The organism is Sphingomonas faeni (genome assembly GCF_003053745.1).
In the GTDB taxonomy this organism is placed as follows: Bacteria; Pseudomonadota; Alphaproteobacteria; order Sphingomonadales; family Sphingomonadaceae; genus Sphingomonas; species Sphingomonas faeni.
The window spans coordinates 70,355-84,334 of the sequence record NZ_QAYE01000010.1 but is presented as its reverse complement, the minus strand read 5'-3'; the positions used below and the strand labels follow the sequence as shown (position 1 = coordinate 84,334).

The window sequence follows — 13,980 nt, the reverse complement described above, 5'->3', positions numbered from 1 at the left end:
TCGCTCTAGCGCCGCGCGGCGCGATCCGCCATCGGGAGGACGAGAGGACTTGATCATGCGGACCGACGACGAGCAGAATGCCAAGAGCGCCAAGCGCAAGGAGGTCCACGACCGGATCGTCGCGAGCAAGACGATCGAGAAGGGCCTGATCATCGTCCACACCGGCAAGGGCAAGGGCAAGTCGACCGCCGCGTTCGGCATGGCGGTGCGGATGATCGGACATGGGCGCAAGGTTGGCGTGGTACAGTTCGTCAAGGGCGCGATGACGACCGGCGAGAAGGCGGTTTTCGATGCGTTCCCGGACCTATGCGAGTTCAAGCCGATGGGGGAGGGCTTTACCTGGGACACGCAGGATCGCGCGCGCGACATCGCGGTGGCGCGCGAGGCGTGGGACGAGGTCAAGCGGATGATTGCCGACCCGTCGTACGCGATGGTGGTCGCGGATGAACTCAATATCGTGTTGCGGTATGAGTATCTGCCGGTCGACGAGGTGCTGGCCGTGTTAGCCGAGAAGCCCGAGATGACGCATGTCGTGGTGACCGGGCGGAACGCGCCGGACGCGCTGATCGAGATGGCGGACCTGGTAACCGAGATGACGCAGGTGAAGCATCCGTTCCGGTCGGGGGTGAAGGCGCAGGCGGGCGTGGAGTTCTAGGCGGCTCCGTACTCTGCGGCCCAAAACAGCCACCGTCCGTCATCCTGACGAAAGTCAGGATCCAGAGCCACGAAGGCCACCGCCCGTTACCCTGGATCCTGACTTTCGTCAGGATGACGGGAGCGCGTGGGGATGGCTGGCGGACGTCTAACCGACGTAGCCGTGTCTTGCGCCGTGTCTTCCTCCCGCCTATCGATCCCCCCGCGACAGGTTCCCCCGACGCTCGCGCGGAGGGGGATGAAAATGGGAACGGGAAACACCCGGCTGCCCCTGCAACTGTACGCGGCGAGCCATCGTGCCTCATGCCATTGGGATGGTCCCGAGAAGGCGGCGCGGACGGCGTTGACCCGCGAGCCAGGAGACCTGCCCGTCGCGGTCGTCTTTCGTCCGGCCAGGGTGCGCCGAACGGACGGGTACTACCCCGAGCGACGACATCGCTTCGCGTTGCGCGGAGGCTGGAGGCATGCACCTTCGCCCTTCGCGTCGTGCGAGACCGACTGTCCGAAGGGGTTTCTATGCCAAGTTCACATCGTTCCAAGATCGTCCGGGAACGGACATGCTGAAGCCGGTCGAAGACGGCGTCGCGGTGGTCGCGTGCAATACGTGCCGCCATTCCACCGATGCGCGCGACGATGAGCACGGCCAACGCGGCGGCGCGCGGCTCGTCAGCGCATTGAAGGCGGTGCAGGCGAGCGATCCCGCTTATGCCGACGTCGCGGTGCAGGAGATGCCGTGCCTGTTCGCGTGCCAGGATTTCTGCACGATCCACCTGCGCGCACCTGCCAAGGTCGGCTATGTGCTCGGCCGGTTCGAGCCGACCGAAGACGCCGCGCGCGCCATCCTCGATTACGCGCGGCTCTACGGCGAGAGCACGTTCGGGCAGGTGCCGTTCAAGCAATGGCCGCAGGGCGTGAAGGGCCACTTCATCACCCGTACGCCGCCCGCCGGGTTCGTCGTCGAATGACCTTTTTTCCCACGGCCGGGGCATTTCTGTCATCCTTGCGCGCGTTGCCACAGGCTGACGAAGCCGCCCGATCGGCGGCGGTGGCGCGTCAGGGGCAATTGACCAAACCGCCGGGTTCGCTCGGGCGGTTGGAAGAGATTGCCGTCTTCATGGCCGGCTGGCAGGGCCATGAACGCCCGCGGCTCGATCGCGGCCGGGTGGTGATCTTCGCGGGTAATCACGGCATCGTCGATCGCGGCGTCAGTGCGTTTCCGGCCTCCGTCACGGCGCAGATGGTGGCCAATTTCGAACATGGCGGCGCGGCAATCAACGCGCTGTCGCGCGCGGCGGGGCTCGACCTCAGAGTCGTCCCGCTCGACCTCGACCGGCCGACGATCGATTTCACCGTCGCCCCGGCGATGTCGGAGGAGGAATGCCTCGACGCGATCAATGCGGGCGCCGCCGTCGTTGCGGACGCGCCCGATCTGATCGTGCTGGGCGAAATGGGGATCGGCAACTCGACCTCCGCCGCCGCGCTGTGCCTCGCCAGCTTCGATGGATCGGCACGCGACTGGGTCGGGCCCGGTACCGGAGTCGACGACGACGGCATGGCCCGCAAGATCGCGACCGTGGAGGCCGGGCTGGCGCTGCACCGGGACGCACTGACCACCCCGTTCGAGACGCTACGCAGGCTCGGCGGTCGTGAACTTGCGGCGATCGCAGGCGCGGTCCTCGCGGCGCGTCTCGCTGGCGTGCCCGTCATGCTCGACGGCTTCATATGCTGTGCCGCGGTCGCGCCGATCGCCGCTGCGTGCCCGGATATCCTCGCGCATTGTCTTGCCGGCCACGTGTCGGCCGAGCCGGGTCATGCGCGCCTGTTGCGGGCGTTGGACCTCGACCCGCTGCTGTCGCTCGGCATGCGGCTCGGCGAGGGAAGCGGCGCGGCGACTGCGACCTTGCTCGTTCGCGCGGCGCTGGCGGCGCATGACGAGATGGCGACCTTTGCCGAGGCGGGGGTCTCGGTCGCGTGACCGGCTCGCACATGCTGTACCTGATGCGGCATGGTGCTCCCGTCCGCGAAGGCCTGTTGCTGGGGCGAACGGACGATCCGGTAGCGGAAGCCGGCGTTGCGGCATGCGTCCAGCGCGCCGCAGGGTTGGAGGTTGTCGCGATCGTCTCGTCTGACCTGAAACGTACACGCGATTGCGCGACGGCGATCGGCAGCGTGCGGGGCATCGTCGGCGAGGTCGATCGACGGTGGCGTGAGCTCGACTTCGGAGCGTGGGACGGTTTGCCTCCCGCGGATATCGATCCGGCCGCCTTGGCGCGGTTTCACGACGATCCGGATGCGGCCCCGCCGCCGGACGGTGAGCGATGGTCGTCGTTGCTGGACCGGGTCGGCAATGCCTTGGCGGTACTTCCGCCGGTGCCGACATTGGTGGTCACGCACGGTGGCGCAATCCGGGCGGCGCTCGCGGACCTGTGCGGGTTCGACCGGCGGCAGACGTGGGCGTTCGACCTGCCCTATGCCACGCTTGTGTCGTTGCGGATCTGGCCGGGGCCCGATCGGACAGTGCAAATCGTTGGACTTTCGACGTGAAGCGGCTGGTCGTCGCGTTCGGTTTCCTGACGCGCCTGCCAATGCCGCGCGTCGAGGCCGGGGCGGACGATTTCGCGACCGCGATCCGGTTCTATCCGATCGTGGGGCTGGCCATCGGTGCGTTGGTCGCCGCGGCGGGATGGGCAGGCGCGCTGGTCGACCCCTGGACCGGGGCCTGCGCCGCGTTGCTGACATGGATCGCTGTCACGGGCGCATTGCATCTCGACGGGCTGGCCGATCTCGCCGACGGACTGGGTGCGGCGCATGGCGATCGGACGCGGTTGCTCGCGGTGATGGCCGATCCGCATATCGGCAGCTTCGGCGTCGTTGCGATCGTCGCCCAGATGATCGCCAAGCTCGTTTTGCTGCACGCGGTCGGGCTGACGGCGTGGTGGTTGGTCATCCTGGTACCGTTTGCGGCGAGGACGGGGCCGCTGACCTGGGCAGTCCTGTTGCCGCCGTTGCGGGCGGGCGGACTTGGCGCCGCGGTCGCCGGCGCAGTCCGATCGCGCGATCTGGTCGGCTGGGGGCTCCTCCTGGCGCTCGCGGCTGTCGCTGCTCCCGCGCTGTTGGCGGTTCCGCTCCTGATCCTGGCCGTCGCGGCGTGGTTGCGGCGTAAATTGGGAGGCGTCACCGGGGACGCGCACGGGGCGGGGATCGAGCTTGTCGAGACCGGCGTCCTGCTCGCTTTTGCCATTGCCGGTACGTCAGCCGGCGCGCCGGGCTAGGTCGAGCATCGCATCGAGATCGACGTGACGTTTGAGCGTCGCCGCGATCGCGTCGAGCGCGGCATCGATCGAGGCCGCATGGTCAGGTCCGACCGCGTCGACGCCGAGCCGCGCCAGCCACGCCGCGCGTTGCTCGGCAAGCCCGAACAGGCCGTGGACGTAACTCCCATGGACCAGTCCGTCGGCGCTCGTCGCACCCTCCGCGCTGCCGTCGGAGCGATGACCGACGGGGCGGTTCAGGTCGCCGCCGGTCGTCGCGCCCATGTGCATCTCATACCCCTCGAAGCGCGCACTATTAGCGATCCCCTCTATCCGCTCGAGCGTCTTCGTCGCCGTGAGAACCGTGTCGACATCAAGCAGCCCCAGCCCAGCGACCGTCGTCGCCGCGCCTTCGATACCGTGCGGATCGGCGATGCTGCGACCCAGCATCTGGAAACCACCGCAGAGGCCCAGCACCGGCTTTCCCCGGCGGTGATGCGCAAGGACATCGATGTCCCAGCCTTGCGCGCGCAGAAAGGCGAGATCGGGAATCGTGGCTTTCGAGCCCGCAAGCACGATCATGTCCGCCTCGGGGATCGGCGTGCCGGGCGGGACCATCACCAGCGCGACGCCGGGTTCGAGGCGTAGCGGGTCTAGGTCGTCGAAATTAGCGATCCGCGGCGTGATCGGGCAGGCGATTGTTACGCGACGGTCGACCGACGCGGAGGGGCGTTCGAGGATCACGGCGTCTTCACTGGGCAGGCGCGCGGCGTCCGCGAGCCAGGGTACGACGCCGTAGCCGCGCCATCCGCTACGTGCCTCGATCGCGCGATAGCCGTCGTCGAACAGCGCGGGATCGCCGCGGAACTTGTTGACGAGGAAGCCGTGGATCATCGCCGCGTCGGCAGGGTCGATCACCGCGCGCGTGCCGACGATCGAGGCGATGACACCGCCGCGATCGATATCGCCGACCAGGATCACGGGGACATTGGCCGCGCGGGCGAACCCCATGTTGGCGATGTCGCTCGCGCGCAGGTTGATCTCCGCCGGGCTCCCCGCGCCTTCGACGATTACGAGGTCGCAGTTCGCCGAAAGCCGCTCGAAGCTGTCGAGCACGTCGACGAGCAACCCTTCGCGCCCTTCCCGCCACCGCGCGGCGGCGAGCGTGCCGCGGACCTGCCCCCGGACGATCAGCTGCGATGTGCGATCGCCCTGCGGCTTGAGCAGCACAGGGTTCATATCGACGCTCGGCTCGACCCGACACGCGATCGCCTGCGTCGCCTGCGCGCGGCCGATCTCGCCGCCATCGGCGGTTACGGCGGCGTTGTTCGACATGTTCTGCGGCTTGAACGGGCGGACCGACAGGCCACGGTTCGCAAACGCGCGGCACAGTCCGGCGACGAGCACGGACTTGCCGACGTCGGAGCCGGTGCCCTGCAGCATCAGAGCCGCCATGCGAGTACTCCGGCAATGACGAGGAGAAGGATGCAGGCCCGGCGATAGATGCCGAGCGCCGCGCGGAGGTCTGTGGCGGTTACGTCGCTGCGACCGTCACCGATATAAGGCTTGGCGGTGACGATACCGTCATAGGCGATAGGTCCGGCGAGGCGAAGGCCCAGCGCGCCGGCCATCGCCGCCTCGGGCCATCCTGCGTTGGGCGAGGCATGGTTGCCGGCATCGCGCCACATCGTTCGCCAACCGCCCCAGCCGGCAAGGCAGAGCAAAACGCCGCTGATCCGCGCGGGGATGAGGTTGGCGACGTCGTCGGTCCGCGCTGCCGCCCAGCCGAATGCGCGCCATCGGGCCTCGCGGTGCCCGATCAGGCTGTCCGCGGTGTTGATCGCCTTGTACGCCCAGAGGCCGGGCAGGCCGGCGACCAGCAGCCAGAACAGCGGCGCGACGACGCCGTCGCAGACGCTCTCCGCCAGGCTCTCGATCGCGGCGCGCGCGACGCCGGCTTCGTCGAGCGTCGCGACGTCCCGGCCGACGATCATCGCGACGCGGGTGCGGGCGGCTTCGAGGTCGTCGCTTTCGAGGGCACGCGCGACCGGCACGACATGGTCGTACAGGCTACGGATCGCGAGGCCGGGCGCTGCCATCGCGCCGATCGCGATCCAGGCCATGGGACCAAGAACGAGCCGCGCGAGGGAGGTTGCGGCGAGGGCGACCCCGACCGCAACTGCGACGAGAACAACGATCGTGATGACACCGGCGGCGCGGCGGATCGTGTCCGATAGCGTAGGGCGGTTCCAGCGCGTCTCCGCCCATCCGATCACTCGCGCGAAGCCGCCGACCGGATGACCGATCCGCGCATAGAGCGGCGCCGGCCAGCCGACCGCGGCGTCGATGATGATCGCCAGCCCGGCTACCGGCTCAAGCACCGCCAAGCGCCTCGTCGAGCCGTGCACAGGCTTCGTCGCTGCCCGGGACGCCCATACGAAGCCAGCGGGGCGAATGATCGAAGGTTCGAGTCAGGATGCCGACCTGTGCAAGCCGTTCGAACAGCGCGGGTGCCGCGTCGGTCTCGATCAGCCGGAACAACGCGCATTCGCCGCCGGCTTGGAGCCCATGGCGTGCCAACATCGCGTCGAGCCTCTCGGCGCGTTCGACGATCGAGACCCGCGCGGCGGCGATCCATTCGGTGTCTCGGTAGGCCGCGCTGCCATAGGCCACGGCGTGCGCCGATATTGGCCAGCTGCCGAGCCGTTGTCGTATCTCGGCGACGTGCTCCGGCGGCCCGATCATGAACCCGAGCCGCACGCCGGGCAGGCCGAAGAATTTGCCGAACGACCGAAATACGATCGCGCGGTCGTCGGGGCCGAGCAGGGGGATGAGGCTAGATCCGGGCGCGACGTCGGCGAACGCTTCGTCCACGATCAGGAAGGTACCGCTGCGGGCGATCGTCAGCAAACGTTGCGGCGTGTCCCGATGACCGTCGGGGTTGTTGGGGTTGGCCAGCAACAGCGTGCCGTCCGCGACCGTTCCGATCGCATCTCGCGCTATCGGAACGGCACCGTAGATCGCTTCGGCATGCGTGGCGTAACTCGGCACGACGAACCGGGCGGGGCTAGGCAGGTCCAGCACGGCCAGCATTCGAAGGCCGAGTTCGCTACCGGGTAGCGCAACGACCCGGTCCGCGGTCGTACCGAGCACCGCAGCCGCGGCGGCTTCCAGATCGGCGATCGCTGCGGGCGAGGGGAGGCTAAGCAGATCGACCGTCGGGACGCGATCGGTCGGCCACGCGCAGGGATTGATGCCGGTCGACAGGTCGAGCCAGGGTCGCGGCGCATCCGGATAGTGGACGGCGGCGAGGTCGATCCGTCCACCGTGGATGCGCAGGGCGTTCATACTGTCTTTCACTCGCGCCCGTGGGCTTTCGCTTGATCTTCCGAGCGTCATCGTCATTCCGGGCCCGTCGAGCAAGCGTGAAGGAAACGGTAGGATGCAATCGGTCGGGACGCCGTTTGGAAAAAGCCTGTTCGTGCTGGGCGGTGCGCGTTCGGGGAAAAGTCGCCATGCGCAAGGCATGGCCGAAGCCGCGGCGACGGACCACGCGACGCGGCTCGTCTATATCGCAACCGCGCAGGCATTCGACGGCGAGATGGAGGATCGGATCGCGCGCCATCGTGCCGATCGCGACGATCGGTGGCAGACGGTGGAGGCTCCGCTGGCGCTTGGCGAGGCGCTGAAGAGCGAAGACCGCCCGGACGTCGTGATGCTGGTCGATTGCCTGACCCTGTGGGTGTCGAACCTGCTGCTAGCCGACGAAGCCGTCGCCGCGCGCGTGGACGATCTGGTCGAGACGATCGCGCGGTTGGAAGGCCGCGTCATCCTGGTGTCGAACGAAGTCGGGTTGGGTATCGTCCCGGACAATGCGTTGGCTCGGCGTTTCCGGGATGCGGCCGGGTTGCTGCATCAGCGGATCGCGGCGGAGGTCGATTCCGTCGACATGGTCATGGCCGGGTTGGTTCAGCGCTGGAAGACGCCGAACATGGATTAGAGATCTGTGAATGACTAGCTATCACATTTTTCACGATGATCAAGTATTCGTAGTAACCGGAAGCGATCATTTGTGCGATATAAAAAACTGATTTGGTTTTTGCCATTTCGGATCTCAGCAATATGATCGACAGACCATAAAGCGAATAATTTTAATTATATTTGTAGGACCCTAAAATTAATTGGAGCAGATCGGTCCTCTCAAACATTAATTAAAACATTTCCGCTCGAGCTATGTTAAAAGGGATTATCGCCAGCCGATTTTTGGGCCCTGACGACCGAGAGATGCATGTGCTCCCGCCCCGATTTCTGCGGGATTACACTCATGGCTACGACGCCCAGCCCCCTGGCGCTGATGGTTCGGAAGTTGGAAACGCACGCGGTGCTGGACGACGGCGACCGCAAGGCGCTGCTCGCGCTGCCATATACGTTGCGCACGTTCGAGCCGTCCTCCTATCTCGTGCGCGAAGGCGATGCGCCGGATCAATGCGCGGTACTGTTGTCGGGGTTTGCATATCGCCAGAAGCTGACCGGTGCGGGCATGCGACAGATCGTCTCGCTGCACATCCCAGGCGAGCCGCTCGACTTCCAGCATCTGTTCCTCGACGTCGCGGACCACAACGTTCAAACGCTCACACGCGCGGAGATCGCGACGATCCCGCGGTCCGCACTGCGCGAACTGGCGCGGAACCGTGCTGCCATCGGCAACGCGATCTTCGTCAACACGCTGGTCGAGGGATCGATCTTCCGCGAATGGATCCTCAACATCGGTCGCCGCGACGCGCGATCGCGGCTGGCGCATTTCCTGTGCGAATTCGCCATCCGTCTCGACATGCAGGGGCTGACCAGCGCCGAGGGCTATGAATTGCCGATGAGCCAGGAGCAACTCGGCGATGCACTCGGGCTTACGGCGGTGCATGTTAACCGGACGATAAAGTCGTTAGAGGCGGACGGCCTGATCGGGCGCAACCGTCGCCGGATCAGCTTTCCGCAATGGGATGCGCTGCGCGAACTGGCCGACTTTTCGAGCCGCTACCTCCACCTCGCGCAACAGACCAGCTGACGCTCCTATCGTTGGTGCGCGTGATCGACCGAGTCGATGATCCGCCCGCCAGCCATGAAGACGGCGATCGGGCAGGCGGCGAACAGCAGCCAGCCGCCGTATCCGGGATATTGCTGAAGATAGTGCATCCCGCGTTCGACCGCGCCAACGCCGAGGCCGTAGATGACGAGGAAGGCCTCGAACTTGGTCTTGATGGTGAAGAGGCGAGCAAAGCGAGTCCACATGCGAGCGTAGCAGCAAGGTGCGTGCCAGTGGCTGATATGCGCGGCTCTGACGCCAAAAATATGGTTACCTGTAAATTAACCCGACGTTCTAAGTTGGATTGCGGCGGTCAGATGCGAGCGACGTGCATGACCCGGTCCGCTTCTCCAACGCTCAACGAGCGCGCGCAATCATCGGCCAGCACGACGCCGCCCTCGGTCTCGCGGACCTTGCCGAACGCTGCGCGGAAGTCTGCGAGGTTGCCCGTCGCGACCAGGGCGTCCTTGCCGTCGTCGCCACCGACCCCGACCCCGACCACGTTGCTATCGCGCGCATCGGCGATCGAGCGGACCAGATCGGTACGTGCGGTCATCGTCGGGCCGCCGTCGAAGATGTCGACATAGTTCTCGAACGCGAAGCCTTCGTTCTCGAGCATCCGCATCGCCGCGCGGCCCGAGGGATGCGGCAGGCCGATCGCGGCGCGCGCGGTTTCGGTCAGCATCGCGGTGTAGATCGGGTGCTTGGGCATCAGGTCGGCGATGAACTGGTGGCCGTTGATGGCATTGAACTGGTCCGCGTCCTGAAAATTCATCCCGAAGAAGCGGCCTGCGAGGCCGTCCCAGAACGGCGAGCCGCCCGCCTCGTCGATGACCCCGCGCAGTTCGGCGAGGATCCGGTCGGCAAAACGCGCGCGGTGCATCTTGATGAAGAGGTAGCGGCTGCGCGCGAGCAACAGGCCAAGGCCGCCCGCGCGTTCGCCGGGATGGAGAAACAGCCCACCGACCTCGCTTGCGCCTTCCAGATCGGTGGCGAGCGTGAGCATGTCGGCGCGGAAGGTTCGGTTCAGCTCGCGGCTATGCTGCGTGAGCTGGCCGATCCGGTAGCTGTAGAACGGGTAGCTCTGCCCCACCTGCGTGAAGATCTGGCAGGTGCCGCGGACTTCCTTCGTCTCGATGTTCTCGAGGATCAGCACGAACAGCTCGTCCTGGACCGGGCCGTCGGTGCGCGCGAAGGCGGTGTGGCTGCGTTCGAGCTTGGCGGTGAGTGCGCGGCGATCGGGCGGTAAATTGGTGAAGCCGCCGCCGGTCAGCTTGGCCATTTCGTAAAGGTGCTGAAGGTCGTCGTCGACCGCGGCCCGGATCCTGAAGCTCACAAGCGGCCCTCCGCGATACGCAATATGGTGACCGCCGACAGCGCCGCACGTTCGGCGAGGCTGTCGGGGATCATGAATTCGTCGGTCGAATGGATCGCGCCGCCGCGGACGCCCATCGTGTCGACGACCGGCACGCCGGCGGCGGCGATATTGTTGCCGTCGCACACCCCGCCGGTCGCTTTCCAGGCAATATCAAGGCCGAGGTCCGCACCTGATGCCTTGACCAGATCGAACAGCCGCGCGGCGCCGTCGTCGATCGGCTTCGGCGGGCGGTTGAAGCTGCCATGGACCTCGATGCGGACGTCGTGCTCGGCCGCGACCATCGCGACCGCGGAGTCGAAGTGCGATTGCGCGCGCGCGATGTCGTCGAGCGTCGCCGGGCGGAAGTTGATGCGGAGGATGGCGAGGTCGGGGACGACGTTGTTCGGGCCACCGCCCTCGATCCGCGCCGGATTGACTGCAAGACGGGGGCCGCGGACCTTCGACAGCCTCACCGCGATATCAGCAGCCGCGACGAGCGCATTGCGGCCGTCTTCGGGGTTGCGACCGGCGTGCGCGCTGCGACCGTGGACGATGATCGAGAAGTTGCCCGTGCCGCCGCGTGCGCCGGCGAGAGTCCCGTCGGCGAGCGCGGGTTCGTAGGTCAGCGCGGCGACCTTGCCGTGCGCGGCGCGGGCGAGCAACGCGGCAGACGAGAAAGAGCCGGTTTCCTCGTCGGAGTTGATGACGACGTCATAGCCGATCCGTGCGGCGAACGGGCTGGCCTCGACCGCCTCAAGCGCGGCAAGCATCACCGCCAGCCCGCCCTTCATGTCTGCGACGCCAGGGCCGTTCAGTCGGCCGTCGTCCAGCCATCGCAGCGCCTGGAACCCGTGATCGACTGGGTAGACCGTGTCCATGTGCCCCGTGAACAGCATGCGGACCGGTGCGTCCGGGCGGACGACAAGGTGCAGGTGCTTGCCGTGCTCGATCGCCGAAACCACGCCGTCCGTGCCGACGCTGTCGACATGCGTCGGCTCGACCAGCGTGAGCTCGCCCGGCAGGATCGCGAACGCATCGCCGAGCAGTCCGGCCATCGTCGCCAGCCCGGCAAGGTTGCGCGTGCCGCTGTTGACCGCCGCCCAAGCCTCGACCTGCGCCAGCATCGGTGCAGCGCCCGCCGTGTCGACGGCATCGCGCTCTATCGGTGAAAGTCCCCTCATCGCCTAACCCTAGCGAGGCTGGGCGCGCGTGGGAACAGCGTCAGAAGCTGTAGACCAGCGACGCGCGGCTGGTGGTGTCGGTCGAGACCGAACCGACCGGTGGCTCGCTTTCATACTGGACGCTGTACGACAAGGCTGCGGACAGCGGCCCGATCAGCTTGGCGTTGAGCGAGGTCGTGCCGCTAAGCGTGCTGTTGTAGCGCTGGACATAGGCGGAGGCGACCTGGCTGACCGACAGGCCGCTCAGGATCCGTACGCTGAAATTCGCGGTGCCACGCGCGGCGATGCTGCTCTGCTCGGTATCGTCGGTGAATTCGGTGTAGCGATACGCTGGCCCGAGTTCGAGATCGAGCTTGGTCCCTGCGGTCTTGATCACGCTGTAGCCGGCACCGACCGACGTCGAATAGCGGTTGAAATAGCCGAGGAACCGATCGCCTTCATATTGCGCGACGCCGTAGATATAGGCGCGGTCGTCGATCTTGTAGTTGGGTTCGTACGAGGCAAGATAATGCTCGCGCGTCGTGATGTTCTGGTTCGACTGATAGTCCGCCTGCGCATGGAATTTCTGGCGCCAGCGAAGACCTTCGCGGTTGAGGTCGAGCACCGCCGTGCCGCCCGCCGTGTCGGAATTGCCGGTCGTCAGATACCCGCCGACCTCGGCCTTGCCGCTCCACAGGTCGAGGAAGCTGGCTTGGCGGATGACCTGCGTGCGCTGCGCGGCGCGGTCGGCTTTCCACTTTTCGGCGATCGCCAGCACCGCGTCGCCGCTGAGCGGATCGGCGGCGCGCGCGTATTTGGCTATCGTGTTGACGTCCGCCTCGTTACCCGCCTCCAGCGCGGCGTCGAGCATTGCGCGGATCGTCTCGGGGATCATCACCGACTGCGGATCGGGCGCGTTCGCCAGCAGCAGCGGGGCGAGCAGGAGAGGGGCTAGGCGGCGCACAGCCGTTCCGTAACGGCAGCGTGACGGATTGGGAACTGCTCAGCGCTTACCTGTTGCGCCGAGATGTGGCTCGAAGGCGGCGAGTACCTGTTCGTAGAGCGCCTTCTTGAACGGGACGATCAACCGCGGCAGGTCGGCGGGATCGCTCCAGCGCCACGCGCGGAATTCCTCGTGGTCGGTGGCGATGTTCACGTCGGCGTCGGTCCCGTGGAAGCGGTACAGGAACCAGCGCTGCGTCTGGCCGCGCCATTTGCCTTTCCACACTTTGCCGAGCAGTTCGGGGGGGAGGTCGTAGACGAATTCGCCGGGCGCTTCGGCGACCAGTTCGACCTTGTCCGGCATGACGCCGGTTTCCTCGCCGAGCTCGCGCAGTGCGGCGGCTTCGGCGTCTTCGCCGGGGTCGATCCCGCCCTGCGGCATCTGCCATGCCTCCAGCGGCGAATCGTTGCGCTGACCGACGAAGATCTTCCCCTCCGCGTTCACGAGCATGATGCCGGCGCAAGGACGGTAGGGCAGGGTCGAAACGTCGGTCAAAATAATCTCCGCAACGCAGATGCTTGGGGTTCGGGCAACTTGGGGGTTGGCAGGCGCGCTCCTACCTACGGAGCATGATCCATGTCGTCCACCATCCCGACTATGTCACGCCAGCGCCGGCGCGCTCGACCTATCGCTGGAACAAGAACGGACTGATCCGCGACCTGCTGCTCGAAAAGGGCGATGCTGTCGCGTGGCACCGCGCCGATACTACGCCGACTGCTTGGCTGGAGGCGGTGCATGACGAGGACTACGTCGCCGAGGTGCTCCGCGCGGAAGTGCCGAAAGAGAAAGAACGCCGGATCGGCTTCCCGGTGACCGCGGCGGTGGCGTCGCGCGCGGCGATCGTTCCGCACGGGACGTGGCTCGCGGCGTGCCTCGCGTTGGAGCACGGGTTTGCGGCGAACACCGCGGGCGGGAGCCATCATGCGCTGGCGAATACGGGTGCGGGCTTCTGCGTGTTCAACGATCTGGCGGTGGCGGCGGCGCGGCTGATCAACGAGGGGCGGGTGGCGCGTGTTCTCGTCGTCGATTGCGATGTTCATCAGGGCGACGGGACCGCGGCGTTGCTTGCGGGGCGGCCGGAGATCGCGACCTATTCGATCCATGCTGAGAAGAATTTCCCGGTCCGGAAGGCGCGTTCGACGCTCGACGTGCCGTTGCCGGACAAGGTCGGCGACGAGGCCTATCTGGCGACTCTGGAGGCGACCTTGGTGCCTTTGCTCGACGAGTTCCGGCCGGAGTTGATCCTGTATCAGGCTGGGGTGGATCCGTTTGAGGGCGATCGGCTCGGGCGGTTGGCACTGACTTTGGAGGGCCTAGCTCGGCGGGAACGGCTCATCGCTAGTCTTGCGATTGCGCGCGGCGTGCCGCTCGCGAGCACCGTAGGCGGCGGATATGGCGAGGATGCGCTCGCGATCGCCGAGCGGCATGTGACGGCGATCATGACGCTGGGGGAAACTTTCGCAGCGGCGTGATGC

Annotated in this window: 16 protein-coding genes and 1 riboswitch; of the genes, 8 read left to right on the top strand and 8 right to left on the bottom strand. The window is 66.5% G+C overall.

The window, feature by feature from the left end:
• The first annotated feature begins 55 nt into the window (after positions 1–55).
• The 5 genes from cobO to cobS all read left to right on the top strand — a co-directional run bounded on the left by cobO (position 56) and on the right by cobS (position 3,926).
• Positions 56–655: a cob(I)yrinic acid a,c-diamide adenosyltransferase gene (gene cobO / locus C8J25_RS17445; RefSeq protein ID WP_425275480.1), complete on the top strand. Its 600-nt coding sequence runs from the start codon at positions 56–58 to the stop codon at positions 653–655.
• Positions 656–846: 191 nt separating this feature from the next.
• Positions 847–1,040, top strand: a riboswitch (cobalamin riboswitch).
• A 171-nt stretch (positions 1,041–1,211) separates the two neighbouring features.
• Positions 1,212–1,619 carry a DUF1636 domain-containing protein gene (locus tag C8J25_RS17440; RefSeq protein ID WP_107955637.1) on the top strand — a complete coding sequence of 136 codons (408 nt, stop codon included), beginning with the start codon at positions 1,212–1,214 and terminating at the stop codon, positions 1,617–1,619.
• Positions 1,616–2,629, top strand: a complete 1,014-nt coding sequence (cobT, locus tag C8J25_RS17435; RefSeq protein ID WP_107955636.1) for a nicotinate-nucleotide--dimethylbenzimidazole phosphoribosyltransferase — start codon at positions 1,616–1,618, stop codon at positions 2,627–2,629. Before C8J25_RS17440 ends, cobT begins: the two co-directional genes overlap by 4 nt.
• Positions 2,630–2,640: 11 nt before the next feature.
• Complete coding sequence (locus tag C8J25_RS17430) at positions 2,641–3,198, top strand: histidine phosphatase family protein (RefSeq protein ID WP_107955685.1); 558 nt, start codon at positions 2,641–2,643, stop codon at positions 3,196–3,198.
• The gene (cobS, locus tag C8J25_RS17425) at positions 3,195–3,926 is read left to right on the top strand and encodes an adenosylcobinamide-GDP ribazoletransferase (RefSeq protein WP_107955635.1); all 732 of its coding nucleotides are present in this window, start codon (positions 3,195–3,197) and stop codon (positions 3,924–3,926) included. The genes C8J25_RS17430 and cobS overlap by 4 nt, the downstream gene beginning before the upstream one ends.
• On the opposite strand, the gene C8J25_RS17420 is transcribed toward cobS, so the two are convergent.
• The 3 genes from C8J25_RS17420 to C8J25_RS17410 are packed head-to-tail and all read right to left on the bottom strand — an operon-like array spanning position 3,906 to position 7,253.
• A complete protein-coding gene (locus tag C8J25_RS17420) occupies positions 3,906–5,360 on the bottom strand; it encodes a cobyric acid synthase (RefSeq protein ID WP_107955634.1) in 1,455 nt (484 codons plus the stop codon). The two genes, cobS and C8J25_RS17420, sit on opposite strands and share 21 nt — an antisense overlap.
• Complete coding sequence (gene cbiB, locus C8J25_RS17415) at positions 5,348–6,286, bottom strand: adenosylcobinamide-phosphate synthase CbiB (RefSeq protein WP_107955684.1); 939 nt, start codon at positions 6,284–6,286, stop codon at positions 5,348–5,350. Before cbiB ends, C8J25_RS17420 begins: the two co-directional genes overlap by 13 nt.
• A complete protein-coding gene (locus tag C8J25_RS17410) occupies positions 6,279–7,253 on the bottom strand; it encodes an aminotransferase class I/II-fold pyridoxal phosphate-dependent enzyme (RefSeq protein WP_107955633.1) in 975 nt (324 codons plus the stop codon). The genes cbiB and C8J25_RS17410 overlap by 8 nt, the downstream gene beginning before the upstream one ends.
• A gap of 94 nt (positions 7,254–7,347) precedes the next feature.
• Here C8J25_RS17410 and cobU point away from each other — a divergent pair, with 94 nt between their 5' ends.
• Together cobU and C8J25_RS17400 are read left to right on the top strand one after the other, a co-directional pair.
• Positions 7,348–7,905: a bifunctional adenosylcobinamide kinase/adenosylcobinamide-phosphate guanylyltransferase gene (cobU, locus tag C8J25_RS17405; RefSeq protein ID WP_107955632.1), complete on the top strand. Its 558-nt coding sequence runs from the start codon at positions 7,348–7,350 to the stop codon at positions 7,903–7,905.
• A 324-nt stretch (positions 7,906–8,229) separates the two neighbouring features.
• Positions 8,230–8,967: a Crp/Fnr family transcriptional regulator gene (locus tag C8J25_RS17400; RefSeq protein WP_244187184.1), complete on the top strand. Its 738-nt coding sequence runs from the start codon at positions 8,230–8,232 to the stop codon at positions 8,965–8,967.
• A 5-nt stretch (positions 8,968–8,972) separates the two neighbouring features.
• On the opposite strand, the gene C8J25_RS17395 is transcribed toward C8J25_RS17400, so the two are convergent.
• The 5 genes from C8J25_RS17395 to C8J25_RS17375 all read right to left on the bottom strand — a co-directional run bounded on the left by C8J25_RS17395 (position 8,973) and on the right by C8J25_RS17375 (position 13,000).
• A complete protein-coding gene (locus C8J25_RS17395; protein WP_107955631.1) occupies positions 8,973–9,191 on the bottom strand; it encodes a hypothetical protein in 219 nt (72 codons plus the stop codon).
• 107 nt (positions 9,192–9,298) lie between these two features.
• Positions 9,299–10,321: an arginine N-succinyltransferase gene (locus C8J25_RS17390; protein ID WP_107955630.1), complete on the bottom strand. Its 1,023-nt coding sequence runs from the start codon at positions 10,319–10,321 to the stop codon at positions 9,299–9,301.
• On the bottom strand, positions 10,318–11,523 hold the full coding sequence (locus tag C8J25_RS17385; protein WP_107955629.1) for a hydrolase: 1,206 nt from the start codon (positions 11,521–11,523) through the stop codon (positions 10,318–10,320). Before C8J25_RS17385 ends, C8J25_RS17390 begins: the two co-directional genes overlap by 4 nt.
• A 40-nt stretch (positions 11,524–11,563) precedes the next feature.
• Positions 11,564–12,466 (bottom strand): DUF481 domain-containing protein, encoded by a 903-nt coding sequence (locus C8J25_RS17380; RefSeq protein ID WP_056481996.1) that lies wholly within the window; start codon positions 12,464–12,466, stop codon positions 11,564–11,566.
• A 39-nt stretch (positions 12,467–12,505) separates the two neighbouring features.
• Positions 12,506–13,000 (bottom strand): RNA pyrophosphohydrolase, encoded by a 495-nt coding sequence (locus tag C8J25_RS17375; protein ID WP_107955628.1) that lies wholly within the window; start codon positions 12,998–13,000, stop codon positions 12,506–12,508.
• A gap of 74 nt (positions 13,001–13,074) precedes the next feature.
• On the opposite strand from C8J25_RS17375, the gene C8J25_RS17370 reads away from it, so the two are divergent.
• Positions 13,075–13,977, top strand: a complete 903-nt coding sequence (locus C8J25_RS17370) for a histone deacetylase family protein (RefSeq protein ID WP_107955627.1) — start codon at positions 13,075–13,077, stop codon at positions 13,975–13,977.
• Positions 13,978–13,980 lie beyond the last annotated feature (3 nt).